Origin of the sequence: Nocardia altamirensis NBRC 108246, assembly GCF_001612685.1 — a bacterium.
Classification (GTDB): Bacteria; Actinomycetota; Actinomycetes; order Mycobacteriales; family Mycobacteriaceae; genus Nocardia; species Nocardia altamirensis.
On the sequence record NZ_BDAY01000056.1, the window covers coordinates 1 to 13,390 of the forward strand.

Consider the following 13,390-nt stretch of genomic DNA (forward strand, 5'->3'; position numbering starts at 1 on the left):
GCAGGTGCTGCAGGCGGGGCGGCGATCGGGGCGGCGGCCGGAGCCGCCTGCGGGACGCTGCCGCGGTACTGACCCGCCAGGTGCCACAGTCCGGTGAAGTTGTTGAACGGTCCGCCGACGATCTGGCTTGTCCACTCGATCACGAAATTGCCTGCGCCGTCGATGGTTCCGTGCAGCGGGCTGGTCTTGCCAGGCAGTCCGCCGCCCGGCTTCGGCGAGCCCTGATTGAACACCTGGTTGTTCCAGGTGACGCCGAGGCTGCTGAGGTCGCCGGAGACCTGCCCGCCGTCGGAGAACAGCTGCGGCACGCCGGTGCCGCTACCAGTCTGCGGGTCAGTGGGGTTGGTCGCGGTGGCGAAGTCGACGCCGTAGAAGCGCACCGGGGTGGTGACCCGACCCGACTGGGCGTTGCCCGCGCCGTCGAACGCCGCGGCGGGCTGCGGCTGATAACCGCCGCTGACCAGACCGCCGTCGCTGCCTGCGGACAGCGGGGTGACCGTCTGGTCGCTGCACTGCGAATCGCTGTTGGCCAGGTAGGGACCGCCCGCATCACCGGTCGGCAGAATCATCCGGAAGAAGCTGCCGGTCACCGCGCCGCCGGAGCAGACGCCGGGCGCGAGGGCGAACAGCCCGTTCAGCGGCGCGGGTTCCGCGTGCGCGAACGGGGCAGCGAGCATCGAAAGGCCGAGGGCGGCGACCGCGGCGGTGAGCCGATAAGAATTCCGTCCCATTGATTCGTCCTTAGGTGAATTCGGCAGTGGATTTCGCGCCTACGAGCGGAAAGCAGGGCATCGCGTCCCATCGGAACTCGAGCCGGGACCCACTGTCGCTATTTGCGGTCACCTCGAGCAGAACTCGCGCCGCAAATTTTTCGGAATTGACCGGGCGTTTCGACCTGGCGCTGTGACGGGTATCACCGTACGATTAGTTTGACGTCCTACTATCTGGCGTCGAGGAATCGCCGGAGGAATCCCGTGGCCGAGAGCAGCGCACTGCACACGCCGACCAATCCCGTTCGCTTCGTCACCTCCGCCGCCCTATTCGACGGACACGACGCGGCGATCAACATCATGCGACGCATCCTGCAGGCGCAGGGCGCCGAGGTGATCCATCTCGGCCACAATCGCGCGGTGAGCGAGGTGGTCGACGCGGTGCTCACCGAGGACGCGCAAGGCGTCGCGGTGAGTTCCTACCAGGGTGGGCATGTCGAATATTTCGAATATCTCGCCGACGCGCTGAAAAAGGCTGGGGCCGACCATGTTCGGATATTCGGCGGTGGCGGCGGCGTCATCGTCGCCGAGGAGATCGCGCGGCTCGCCGCCGCCGGGGTGACCATCTTCTCGCCCGAGGACGGACAGCGACTCGGCTTGCCGGGCATGATCAATCAGCTGATTCGCGCCTGCGACGTGAACCTGGCCGCCGAGCCACCAGCGCTGGACGCGGTGCTCGCCGGTGAACGTGCCGCGCTGGCCCGCGCGATCACCTGCCTGCAGCAAGACGCCATGTCCGAGAGCGATCGGCAGTCGCTGGCACAGGCCGCGGCCGCGCGCACCGTTCCGGTGCTCGGCATCACCGGCACCGGTGGCTCCGGAAAGTCCTCGCTCACCGACGAATTGGTGCGCAGGCTGCGGTCCGACCAGCAGGACAAGCTGCGGGTCGCGATCCTCGCGGTCGATCCGACCCGGCGGCGTGGCGGCGGCGCGCTGCTCGGCGACCGCATCCGGATGAACGCCCTCGACGGCGACCACATCTTCTTCCGTTCGCTGGCCACCCGCGGCGGACGCGAGCTGCCGAACAATATCGAGTTGATCGTGACCGCATGCAAGGCCGCCGGTTACGACCTGGTGATCCTGGAGACGCCGGGCATCGGCCAGGGCGACGCCGCGGTGACCGAGCACGTCGATGTCGCCATGTATGTGATGACGCCCGAGTTCGGCGCGGCCTCCCAGCTGGAGAAGATCGACATGCTGGATTACGCGGATGTGGTGGCGATCAACAAGTTCGAGCGCCGCGGCGCCGCCGACGCATTGCGGGATGTGTCGCGCCAGCTGATCCGCAATCGTGAGGCCTTCGGTGCCGCGCCCGAGGACATGCCGGTATTCGGCACCAGCGCAGCCACCTTCAACGATGACGGCGTCACCGCGCTGTACCAGCACCTGGCCGGACTGCTCGCGGACAACGGCCTGCGACTGGAGCAGGGCGCGCTGCCACGGGTCGATACCCGCGCGTCCACGCGATTCGCGCAGATCATCCCGCCCGCCCGGGTGCGCTATCTCTCCGAGATCGCTGAAACCGTGCGCGACTATCACGCGGGCACGGCCGCTCAGGTCGTTGCCGCACAACGGGTCCAGCGCCTCGACCAGGTCGCGGCCGAACTGCCGGACGACTGCGCCGTCGCCGAGCTGGCGGCGGCCGCACGCGCCGACCTGACCGCCGACAGTGCCGCGCTGCTCGCCGAGTGGCCCGTGCTCGCCGAGTCCTATCGCGGTGCGGAGCAGGTGGTGCGGGTGCGTGATCGCGAGATACGGACACCGCTGCGGCGAGAAACGCTGTCCGGCAATTCGATTTCCCGGGTGGCGCTGCCCCGCTTCACCGACCACGGTGAGCTGCTTCGCTTCCTGCGCTCGGAAAATCTGCCTGGCCGCTTTCCATTCACCGCGGGTGTGTTCCCGTTCAAACGGGACAACGAAGACCCGGCTCGGATGTTCGCGGGCGAGGGCGACCCGTTCCGCACCAACCGCCGCTTCAAGGTGCTCAGCGAGTATGCGGACGCGAAAAGGCTTTCCACCGCGTTCGATTCGGTGACGCTCTACGGCCACGATCCCGCCGAACGCCCCGATATCTACGGCAAGGTCGGCACATCCGGCGTCTCGATCGCGTCGGTGGACGATATGCGGGCGCTCTACGACGGCTTCGACCTCACCGCGCCGACGACCTCGGTGTCGATGACCATCAACGGGCCGGCCCCCACCATCCTGGCGTACTTCCTCAATACCGCGATCGATCAAGCGCTGCACCGCTTCTCGGAGTCGGCAGGACGCGCGCCGACCGAAGACGAGGCCGCGGACATCAGGGCGAAGACCCTGGCCAACGTCCGCGGCACCGTGCAAGCCGACATCCTCAAGGAGGATCAGGGCCAGAACACCTGCATCTTCTCCACCGAGTTCAGCCTGCGCATGATGGCCGACATCCAGGAATGGTTCGTGCGCAACGGCGTTCGCAACTTCTACTCGGTCTCGATCTCCGGCTATCACATCGCGGAGGCCGGTGCGAACCCGATCAGCCAGCTGGCCTTCACCCTGGCCAACGGATTCACCTACGTGGAGGCGTATCTCGCGCGTGGCATGCGGATCGACGACTTCGCCCCGAACCTGTCGTTCTTCTTCTCCAACGGCATGGATCCCGAGTACTCGGTGATCGGCCGGGTCGCCCGGCGCATCTGGGCGGTCGCCATGCGAGATCGCTACGGCGCCAACGACCGTTCGCAGAAGCTGAAGTACCACATCCAGACCTCGGGCCGCTCGTTGCACGCACAGGAGATGAGCTTCAACGACATTCGCACCACCCTGCAGGCGCTCATCGCGATCTACGACAACTGCAACAGCCTGCACACCAACGCCTACGACGAGGCGGTGACCACACCTACCGAGGAATCGGTGCGCCGCGCACTCGCCATCCAGCTCATCATCAACCGCGAGTGGGGCGTGGCGATGAACGAGAATCCGCTGCAGGGCAGCTTTCTCATCGACGAACTCACCGATCTGGTCGAGCAGGCGGTGCTGGCCGAGTTCGACCGGATCAGCGAACGCGGCGGTGTCCTCGGCGCGATGGAGACCGGATATCAGCGCGGCAAGATCCAGGACGAGTCGATGCGCTACGAGCACCGCAAGCACGACGGCTCGCTGCCGATCATCGGCGTCAACACGTTCCGCAATCCGCACGGCGAGCCGCACCACGAGATCGAATTGGCCCGCGGCACCGAGGACGAGAAACAGTCCCAACTGCGGCGGGTCCGCGAATTCCAGCACAGGCACCGCGACGAGGCGCACGCCGCCCTCGCCAGGCTCGAAGCGGTGTCCCGCACCGACGACAACATCTTCGAGGTGCTGATGGATGCCGCACGTGTCTGCACCCTGCAGCAGGTCACCGACACCTTCTTCACTGTCGGGGGTCAATATCGCCGCAACGTCTGACCCCCCGTGTGACAATCGCCGGATCTAATCCCTCGACGTAGGTTGGCGAAGCCATGGATCTCGCGGGCACCCGGATCATCGATGCGCACATCCACCAGTGGGATCCCTTCGCCACGCCGCGGATTTTCAGCGGGACGGCCAAACTGTTCCGGTTGCTGCCCGTTCCGGTCGGCGCCGCGGCCTGGCTCGCGCCACGGTGCGACCGGGAATTCAGCGGCGATCCAGGGGTCTTCCTTTCGCCGTATCTGCCTGCCGACTATCGGTCCGACGCGGGCGACCTGCCGGTCGATGGGATCGTGCACATCGAAGTCGGCTGGGCAGGCAAGGGCCCGAACGACAAAGCGGGCGAGACCAGGTGGGTGGCGAGCCTGCCGTTCGGCGTCGACACGCCAAGACTTGCCGCGATCATCGGCGGCGGCGATCCGGCGGCCGCCGGTTTCCCCGACCTGCTCGACGCCCATCGCTCGGCTTCGCCGCTGGTGCGCGGGATCCGGACCATGGCCGCGCACCATCCCGACCCCGGCGTCCGTTCCTTCGCCAAGGCCGAAAACCACCTCGGCAGCCCGGCATTCCTAGACGGGTTCGCGCAGCTCGCCGAGCACGAGCTGAGCTTCGAGGCGTGGGTGTACTCGCACCAGCTGCCCGCGGTCGCCGAGCTCGCGAAGCGCTACCCGCAGGTGCCCATCGTGCTCAACCATCTCGGCACGCCCGCAGGGATTTTCGGCGCGGTCGGCAAGCACACCGGCACGAACCCGAGTCTGCGCCGCGAGTTGTTCGTGCGCTGGCGCGACGATCTCGCGGCACTCGCCACGCACCCCTCGGTGGTCGCGAAGGTCAGTGGTCTGACGATGCCGATTCTCGGTCACCCGGTGCCGCCGCGCGGCGCGCCGACTCCGGTGCCGGTGCTGCTCGACCGCATCGGGCCGATGCTCGAGCACGCGATGGACGTCTTCGGCGCCGACCGGCTGCTGTGGGGTTCGAATTATCCGGTGGACCGGCCGATTACGAGCATCGCCAACAGCGTCGAGGCCGTTGCCGCTGCGGTCACCGGCCACGGTGGCGGGCCTGCGGAGTTGGCACGGATCTTCCGGGACAACGCCCGGCGGGTGTATCGAATCGACGACGAGAACGCCTGATCTCGCACCACCGAATGCTCGCTGTGTACCGCCCGGTATCCGTACCGTGGAGGGCAGGGCCGACGAGAATCGCCCTCGTCGAGGACGCGGCCCGGACAGCACGGGCAGTGGCGCGCGCACATCGCCCGTGGGGTGGGAAACACAGGAGGTGGCGCATGAACGGTAACGGGATTGATCACGAGGTGGTCATCATCGGGGCGGGGTTCTCCGGAATCGGTGCCGCGATCAAATTGCAGGAGGCGGGATTCGACGATTTCCTCCTCATCGACGACGCCGACGGAGTCGGCGGGACGTGGCATTGGAATACCTATCCCGGTATCGCCGTTGACATTCCGTCGTTCAGCTATCAGTACTCCTTCGAGCAACGCGCAGGCTGGTCCCGTACCTACGCGCGGGGTAGCGAATTGAAGGCTTACGCCGAATCGTGCGTGGACAAATACGGTCTGCGACCGCGAATCCGGTTCCGCACCACCATCGTCGACGCCGAGTTCGATGCGGACGGCTGCCGCTGGCTGCTGCGCACCCAGGACGGCGACGAACTGACGGCCCGATTCGTCATCGGCGCCACCGGCGTGCTCACCCGCCCCAAACTGCCCGAGATCCCCGGCGTCGACGAGTTCGCCGGCCGCACCATGCACACCTCGCGCTGGGATCACACCCAGGACCTGCGCGGCAAGCGGGTCGCGATCATCGGCACCGGAGCCTCTGCGGTGCAGGTGATTCCGGAGACCGCGCCGCAGGTCGAGCAGCTCGTCGTCTTCCAGCGCACCCCGATCTGGTGCCTGCCACGCTGGGATATGCCGCTGCCCAAGGCATTGCAGTGGGCGCTGCGGGTGCCCGGCGTGAAGTCGGTGACCCGGTTGATCAGCCAGACCTACGTCGAGATCACCTTTCCTATCGCCGCGCACTACCACCGGCAATTGCCCATGGCTTCGGCGCTCGGCGAGCGGCTCGGCCGCGCCCACCTGCGTAACCAGGTGCACGATCCGGCGATCCGCGAAAAGCTCACGCCCCGTTATGCGTTGGGCTGCAAACGGCCCGGGTTCTCGAACGACTACCTGGCCACCTACAACCGCGACAACGTGGTGCTGGAGACCGACCCGATCGAGGCCGTCACACCGACCGGCGTGCGCACCGCCACCGGCACGGAATACCCGGTCGACGTCCTGATCCTGGCGACCGGCTTCAAGGTGATGGAGTCCGGCAACATGCCGACCTTCCAGCTGCGCGGCCTCGGCGGCCTCGATCTGGAGAAGTGGTGGGACGAGAACCGACTGCAGGCATACCAAGGTGTGAGCGTGCCCGGCTTCCCGAACTTCTTCGCCGTCGTCGGCCCGTACGGCTACAACGGCGCGTCCTACTTCACCCTGATCGAGAACCAGACCAGGCACATCCTGCGCTGCCTGCGCCATGCGCGCGCGGGCAAGTCGACGGTCGTCGAGGTGACCCACGAGGCGAACGAGCGGTACTTCCAAGAGGTGCTCGCCCGCCGCGGCGGCCAGGTGTTCTGGCAGGACAGCTGCGCGTTGTCCAACAGCTACTACTTCGACAAGCACGGCGACGTCCCGCTGCGGCCGTCGACCACGGTCGAGGCAGCCTGGCGCAGTGGGCATTTCGACCTGTCCGACTACCGGTTCGCCACCTCGGCGTAACCGGGCGGAGGGTGTCGGTCGGCGCCGCTACGCTCTGGCGCATGAAAGCAATCGGCACCTTCTCCGTCGCCTCGTTCGTCCCGACCGAGGTGGCGCAGGACCCGCCCGTCACCACCGCGCTCCCGGTCGGCCTCGCCACCATCGAAAAACACTTCGACGGCGAGGTCACCGGGCGCTCGGCGACCCTGTTCACCTCGGCGTTCGACCTGGCTACCGGTGTGGGGACGTATGTCGCGATGGAGTCGTTCGAGGGTGCGCTGAACGGCAGCGAAGGCACCTTCAACTTCGCGCATTCGGCGACCACGGGGGGCACCGATCGCTCGAACGAGTTCTTTCTCATCGTCCCGGGCAGCGGCACCGGAGCCCTGGCCGGGATCACCGGAACCGGTGGTCTCAGCGTGGATGCCGACGGCGGACACCACATCTGGTTCGACTACGAGCTCGGCTGACTCAGGGGCAGTACGCCTCGGCCAGTTGGCGGGTGAGGGTGGCGCGCGCGGTGGCCAGGGAAGGCCCGTACCAGGTGAGGCTGCGGCCCTCGACCAAGGCGACCGGGATGCCAGGGAATGCGTCGGGGCCATCGGTGCTGGTGAAAACGTAAGGCTCGTCGGGGAGCACGGCGAGATCGATGCCTGCGGTCAGCTCGTCGTCGGTGAGGTGGGGGTAGCGATCGGGGCGATCGGCGTGCACGAGATGCAGGCCGAGGCGGGCGGCGAGGTCGCCGGTGAAGGTGTTGCGGCCGACCACCATCCACGGATGGCGCCAGATCGGGATGACCGCGTTGCGCGGTGGTGTGGGTGGTGGCGCCGCCCAGGCCTTTTCGGCCTCGGTCAGCCAGTCGGGGACGGCGGTTCCGAGCGCATCGGTGCAGAGTCGAGCCAAGGCGGTGAGCGCCTCGTCGACCGTTTCGATCCTGGTCACCCACACCGGAACTCCCGCGGTGCGCAGCCGGTCGACGTCGATGCGCCGGTTCTCCTCCATGTTGCACAGCACCAGGTCGGGAGCGAGCTCGATGATGCGGCGGGTGTCCGGGTTCTTGGTGCCGCGCACCCGCTCGACCACCAAATCGGGTGGATGCGTGCACCATTCCGTTGCGGCGAGCAGCACATCCGGGCAGGTGGCGGCCACCGCCTCGGTGAGCGAGGGCACCAGCGAGACCACGCGACGCGGCGGTGCGTCGATCGGCACCACCGCGCCGAGATCGTCACGCGGTGCAGCCGCGCCGGCGCGCTGCTCGGCGGATCGGTTCATGACAGCACTCGCTCGGCGAGGATGCGCAGCTCCTCCGGCGGGACAACGGGCAGCATGTTGCTCGCACCGAGCATGAGCAGATAGAGAATCCGCGCCGTCTGGATGGCGTCGGTCTCGCCGTACCCGCTCTCCCGCAACAACTTTCGCAGGAAACCGAGCCGGACGGCGTCGATCCGCTGCTTGACCTCTGCGGCGGCCGGGTCGTCGATCGCCCACGACCGGATCGCCGTCTCCAGCCTGGCAGGCTCGTCGTCCTGCAGCACGAGATCGAGCAGCAATTCGAGTCGGCCGCGGGCATCGAGGCCTTCGGCGGCGGTCACCTCGCGAACGTGGCGCATGGTGTGCACCTCCTCGAAGTGCTCGAGCAAGTCCGCCTTGTACCCGGAGATTCCCGCGAAGTGGTGATAGAAGGAGCCGGTGGTCAGCCCGGTCGCCGCGACCAGCCGGTCGAGGGTGAGCCCGGCCGGGCCCGTCGCACCGAGGATCGCCAGGCCGGATGCCAGCCATAAGCCCTTGCCCGCCACATCCGCCAGCCTAAACAGAGTTCAGGTTCTGGTTTGCAAAACCGCGCGCCCCGGCGTGGTCCGAAGTTCGGTGCAAGGGCAGTGGCCGGGCAACTCTCGGGCAGTTCCGGGGCGGAGTCGGCGCGCGCACACTAGGTGAGCATCCGGTGTCGGGATGTCCCGGTCCCTGTGCAACCGGACCTGATCCCGCCCCGAAGAGTCCGGTGGCAACCGCAAGCCCCGACGCCGGATGCTTACCAACCTCAGCAGGCCACCCGATGCGAGTGCCCCGGGGACGGATCCGCGCACAGCCGTCGCAACCGCACTAAGCCGCCCGAAACGCCGCACAGCGCCCAAACAGCACTCAGCCGTCGAAACTTCCGTACAGCGCAGTGAGTTCACGCAGCCCTGCCGCGGCGACGGACTCCTCGTCGGCCGTCATCCGCATCGCTTTCCGCAGCAGCATCTGGTCCAGATCATCGAGGGCAGGGCGGAATTCGAGCTTCGGCAGGTCCGGCAGTTGGGCGTCGTCACCGTAGGGATCGGTGGCGTCGGTGGCGCGCAGGTCGCGTTCGATGCCGCCGATGAGGGTGTCCAGGTCGAGGCCGCGCAGGGTGAGAATCTCGCGGGGGCGCTCGTCGAGACGTTCGGCGAGCAGGTAGCAGACCGCAGCCACATGCTTGCACGGCCAGCCAGGGTCCGGGCAGCTGCAGCTGAAATCCAGGTCGGCGGCGGTGGTCGGCAGCAGCAGCGGACCGAGGTCGGTCGGCAGTGCGCCGGAAGCGATCTCGGCGAGCATGCCAGGCGCGTCCCTGATCGTCTCGATGAGCAGCTCGATCTCCTCCTCCCGCAGCGGGCGGACGGTGAAGATCGAGGTGAACGGGCGTGGTTGGCTGCCCTGGACCTCCGCGGTGACCGCGCCCAGCTCGATCCGGTAGCTCACCACCTGTCCGGCCCTGGCATAGGTGCGCCCGCGCGACATGCGGCCCGGCTCTGCCATCCGCTCCACGGCGTCGATCAGCGCCTTGCCCCACCAGGTGCGCCCGAAACCGCCACGGCGACTGCGGGCCTCGACCCCGCCGCGCACCGGCCGACGCTTGCCGAATTCGCTGTAGTCGATGTAGGGACTCATTCGCCGACCGCCTCCGCGCCGAGGGCGAACAGGTGCTGCAGTTCGTCGGTGCTCAGCTCGGTGATCCAGTTCTCCCCTGCCCCGATCGCCAGATCGGCGAGTTGCCTTTTACCGCTGATCATTTCGTCGATGCGCTCCTCGATGGTGTCGACGCAGACCAGCTTGCGCACCTGGACATTGCGCTGCTGACCGATCCGGTACGCGCGGTCGGTGGCCTGGTTCTCCACCGCCGGATTCCACCAACGATCCAGGTGCACCACATGATTGGCCGCGGTGAGGGTCAACCCGGTGCCACCGGCCTTCAGCGACAACAACATCAGCGGCGGCCCGTCCGGTTCCTGGAAGCGGGTGACCATGGTGTCGCGCCGCTGCTTGGGCACCCCGCCGTGCAGGAACGGGATCTCGGTGCCGAACCGCTCGACCAGATACGGCGCGATGAGCTCGCCGAACTCGCGGAACTGGGTGAACAGCAACGCCTTCTCACCGTCGGCGAGCACCGCGTCCAGCACGTCCTCGACCAGCGCGAGCTTGCCGGATCGATGATTGCCGCGATGCAGCATCGCGGAGCCGTCGCCGAGGAAATGCGCCGGATGGTTGCACACCTGCTTGAGCCTGGTCAGCGCGCTGAGCACGGCGCCCTTGCGCGCCATGCCTTTCGCGTCCTTGATCTTCTCCAGCATGTCGTCGACCACCGCCTGGTACAGCGCGGCCTGCTCGACGGTCAGGTTGGCGCGCACCGTCATTTCCAGTTTCTCCGGCAGATCGGTGATCACCGCGGGGTCGGTCTTCACCCGGCGCAGCACGAACGGCTGGGTGATCATCCGCAGCCTGCTGATCGCGTTCTCGTCGCGCTCCCGCTCGATCGGCACCGCGAAGCGGGCCCGGAACGTCTGCGCGCTGCCCAGCATCTTCGGCATCGCGAAATCCATGATCGACCGCAGCTCCTCCAGCCGGTTCTCCACCGGAGTTCCGGTGAGCGCCAACCGATGTCGCGCGGGCAACGACCTGGCCGCGCGCGCCTGCCTTGTCCCCGCGTTCTTGATGTGCTGCGCCTCGTCCAGCACCATCCGATCCCACGACTGCCGTTTCAACTCGTCGAGATCCCGCGCAAGCAACGCATATGTCGTGATCACCAGATCCGCGTCGGCTACCGCCGCATCCAGCTCGTCCCCCAGGCGCCTGCCCGCGCCGTGGTGCACAAGCACGCGCAGGTCCGGCGCGAAACGCTCGGTCTCGCGCTGCCAGTTGCCGACCACCGACATCGGACATACCAGCAAGGTGGGATGCGGGGCTCCACCACTCGCCGACTCCCTCATAGCTTCCGGTGACGTCGACTGCGGCACCGCATCACCCGCCGACTCCCCCACGGGTCCCGACGACGTCGACTGCGGCACCGCATCACCCGCCGATTCCCTGACGGGCGCCTGCGCGGTGGATTGCGGCATCGCGCCGCTGACCGACTCGCGCTCGTGCACCAGCAGCGCCAGCACCTGCACGGTCTTGCCGAGGCCCATGTCGTCGGCCAGGATTCCGCCGAAACCCATGCGGCTCATGGTCGCCAGCCAGGCGAGGCCACGTTCCTGGTAGGGCCGCAGCTGTGCCTTCAGGCCGATCGGCGGGGCGATCGGTGCGAGCTCGCGGCTTCGGTCCAGGATGTCCGCGGCCCATCCGGTGGCGGTGACCTCGGTGATCGGCACCTGTTCGACGCGGCCGCCCGCGAGTTCGCCGATCAGGTCGGCGAAGGTGATCTCGGACGTGTCGGTGTGCGCGGCAACGTAGCGCGCGGCGGCGGCCAGCATTTTGTGATCGGCCTGCACCCAGTCGCCGCGCAGCTTGACCAGGTCGGACTTGCTGGTGATCAGCCGAGCCATCTCCGCCTTGGTGAGCACGGTGTCGCCGAGCGCGAGTTCCCAACGGTACGAGACGAGTCCCGGCATGCCGACGGTGCTCTCCGCGGCGGGCACCGCGCTGTCCACCCGCAGTCGCATGGTCGGCGCACTGACATTCCAGGCCCGCGGCAACAGCAGTTTGACGCCGGCGGCCTGCAGCGCATGCGCGCCGTGCTCGACCAGGTCGACGACGACCTCGGTCGGCAGCAGCAGGTCCATCGACCGCGGATCGCTCGGGAGGTCGCGCAGCCGAGGATAGGCGCGCTGCGCCGCGCCGAGCTTGTCCACCGCGATCCGCAGCAGATTCGGATCCGTATGCAGCAGTACCGGATTCGGCGCCGCACCGTCGAGCCGCAGACACACCTCCAGCCGCCACAGCGCGACCGATTCGTCGGCGGTGCCGAGCTCGCCGTCCGGTTCGAGCAGGCGAAGCACCAATTCCGGCTCATCACCGGTCAGCGTCGCCCGCCACTGCTCGAGCACCTCGGCGACCCGATAGCTGCCGCCGTCCAGGGCGATATCGCGAACCAGCGCGTCCACCAGCGGATGCGATGCCGTCGAGGCGTCGATCAGCGTCCGCGCGATCGGATCGGTGAGCTCGGTGACCAGATCGTCGAGCACCGCGTTCGGCCGACCGGCGACCCGCAGCGCGGCGGGCATCGCCACGGCCAGCTCGGCAAGCCAGGCACGCTGCCGCTCGCCCCCGACCAACCGCCAGCGCACCCACCATTGACCATCGGCCCTGCGCAGCTCGGGCACGATCCGACCGGCCCGCACCCAGCGCTCGATGCCACGCGCGACGTGCGCGAGAAACCGCAGATCGCCGGACACCGCCTCGCTCGGCAGTCGTTGCCGCAGCGCGTCCGCCGCCGCGATCGGCGCCATCGCGTGCGCCCGGACCTGCGCGGTCTCCGTGCCGTCGACCAGCACCTCGACCCGGTGCCGGAATTTCGACGCGCGCAATGCGCTGCCCAACGGGTCGGGCAGCGCGACGAGGGGCGAATCGTGCCAGAGCAGCAACCCGGAGCCCGGCGACCACAGACCGTGCAGCATCAACCCATCCAAGCAGGCCGGTCCGACAGCGATCCATCGACCGCGACCTCGCGCTTTTCTGGATTTCTCGGCCTGACCGGCCCATAATTGAATATCCGCTGGTCATCGCAGCAGAACCCCCGGGGATGGCAGCTGGGCGAAGCCAGCGGGGTGGGTAAGCGCAGTCAGGTGTCAACGGAAGCGGAGGCAATCATGACGATTCTGCTCCAGGTTCTCGAGCAGAGCTTCACGCCGACGACGCCGTGGGAACGGCGCAAATTCACCTTCATCAACGCCGAGAAGATCGTCGGGATGAGGTTGGACGGCCAGTCCGGCGTGTGGCTGGACCTGTCCCGCCCCGGTGAATCACAGCGCCTGGCCCGAACTCTCGACCCGCACGAAGCCATCAGTTTCCTGCTCGCCACCTTCGCCAAGCTCGCTGAATGCGAGGAGAACGGCGGTTCGTGGCTGATCGGGCACGACGGCGTGCGCGCCGAGTCGATTTCGGCCACCCGGTTCCCACCGCGGGCAAGCGAGGTCGCCGACGACGACCTTCTCGCGCGCGCGTGGTTGTGAGGATTGCCCGGCCTTCCTGGTGAGAA

At 67.7% G+C, this 13,390-nt stretch carries 10 protein-coding genes; 5 read left to right on the forward strand and 5 right to left on the reverse strand.

Annotated features, from left to right (window positions below; genetic code table 11):
- On the reverse strand, positions 1 to 731 hold a 731-nt coding region (locus tag NA11_RS27880), incomplete at its 3' end, for a hypothetical protein (protein WP_069164992.1).
- Between the two features lie 243 nt (positions 732 to 974).
- Here NA11_RS27880 and icmF point away from each other — a divergent pair.
- From icmF to NA11_RS27900, 4 genes are all read left to right on the forward strand, one after another.
- Positions 975 to 4,193: a fused isobutyryl-CoA mutase/GTPase IcmF gene (gene icmF, locus NA11_RS27885; RefSeq protein ID WP_069164993.1), complete on the forward strand. Its 3,219-nt coding sequence runs from the start codon at positions 975 to 977 to the stop codon at positions 4,191 to 4,193.
- Positions 4,194 to 4,246: 53 nt separating this feature from the next.
- Entirely contained in the window at positions 4,247 to 5,329 is a 1,083-nt protein-coding gene (locus NA11_RS27890) for an amidohydrolase family protein (protein ID WP_069164994.1), read from the forward strand.
- A 155-nt stretch (positions 5,330 to 5,484) separates the two neighbouring features.
- Positions 5,485 to 6,981, forward strand: coding sequence for a flavin-containing monooxygenase (locus tag NA11_RS27895; protein ID WP_069164995.1), 1,497 nt, complete (start codon positions 5,485 to 5,487; stop codon positions 6,979 to 6,981).
- Between the two features lie 41 nt (positions 6,982 to 7,022).
- On the forward strand, positions 7,023 to 7,430 hold the full coding sequence (locus NA11_RS27900) for a DUF3224 domain-containing protein (protein WP_069164996.1): 408 nt from the start codon (positions 7,023 to 7,025) through the stop codon (positions 7,428 to 7,430).
- 1 nt (position 7,431) lies between these two features.
- Here the strand turns inward: NA11_RS27900 and NA11_RS27905 are convergent, their stop codons facing one another.
- The 4 genes from NA11_RS27905 to NA11_RS44180 all read right to left on the reverse strand — a co-directional run bounded on the left by NA11_RS27905 (position 7,432) and on the right by NA11_RS44180 (position 12,809).
- Positions 7,432 to 8,232 (reverse strand): helical backbone metal receptor, encoded by an 801-nt coding sequence (locus tag NA11_RS27905; RefSeq protein WP_069164997.1) that lies wholly within the window; start codon positions 8,230 to 8,232, stop codon positions 7,432 to 7,434.
- Complete coding sequence (locus tag NA11_RS27910) at positions 8,229 to 8,756, reverse strand: TetR/AcrR family transcriptional regulator (RefSeq protein WP_069164998.1); 528 nt, start codon at positions 8,754 to 8,756, stop codon at positions 8,229 to 8,231. The genes NA11_RS27905 and NA11_RS27910 overlap by 4 nt, the downstream gene beginning before the upstream one ends.
- A gap of 343 nt (positions 8,757 to 9,099) precedes the next feature.
- Entirely contained in the window at positions 9,100 to 9,867 is a 768-nt protein-coding gene (locus NA11_RS27915) for an SWIM zinc finger family protein (RefSeq protein WP_069164999.1), read from the reverse strand.
- Positions 9,864 to 12,809, reverse strand: coding sequence for a DEAD/DEAH box helicase (locus NA11_RS44180; RefSeq protein WP_084655132.1), 2,946 nt, complete (start codon positions 12,807 to 12,809; stop codon positions 9,864 to 9,866). Before NA11_RS44180 ends, NA11_RS27915 begins: the two co-directional genes overlap by 4 nt.
- 192 nt (positions 12,810 to 13,001) lie before the next feature.
- On the opposite strand from NA11_RS44180, the gene NA11_RS27930 reads away from it, so the two are divergent.
- Positions 13,002 to 13,364 (forward strand): hypothetical protein, encoded by a 363-nt coding sequence (locus NA11_RS27930; protein ID WP_069165000.1) that lies wholly within the window; start codon positions 13,002 to 13,004, stop codon positions 13,362 to 13,364.
- Positions 13,365 to 13,390: the final 26 nt, after the last annotated feature.

Coding starts and splice junctions, on each gene's coding strand:
- NA11_RS27905 (WP_069164997.1), bottom strand. CDS start 8,232: ATGAACCGATCCGCCGAGCAGCGCGCCGGCGCGGCTGCACCGCGTGAC.
- NA11_RS27915 (WP_069164999.1), bottom strand. CDS start 9,867: ATGAGTCCCTACATCGACTACAGCGAATTCGGCAAGCGTCGGCCGGTG.
- NA11_RS27895 (WP_069164995.1), top strand. CDS start 5,485: ATGAACGGTAACGGGATTGATCACGAGGTGGTCATCATCGGGGCGGGG.
- NA11_RS27900 (WP_069164996.1), top strand. CDS start 7,023: ATGAAAGCAATCGGCACCTTCTCCGTCGCCTCGTTCGTCCCGACCGAG.
- NA11_RS44180 (WP_084655132.1), bottom strand. CDS start 12,809: ATGCTGCACGGTCTGTGGTCGCCGGGCTCCGGGTTGCTGCTCTGGCAC.
- NA11_RS27890 (WP_069164994.1), top strand. CDS start 4,247: ATGGATCTCGCGGGCACCCGGATCATCGATGCGCACATCCACCAGTGG.
- NA11_RS27930 (WP_069165000.1), top strand. CDS start 13,002: ATGACGATTCTGCTCCAGGTTCTCGAGCAGAGCTTCACGCCGACGACG.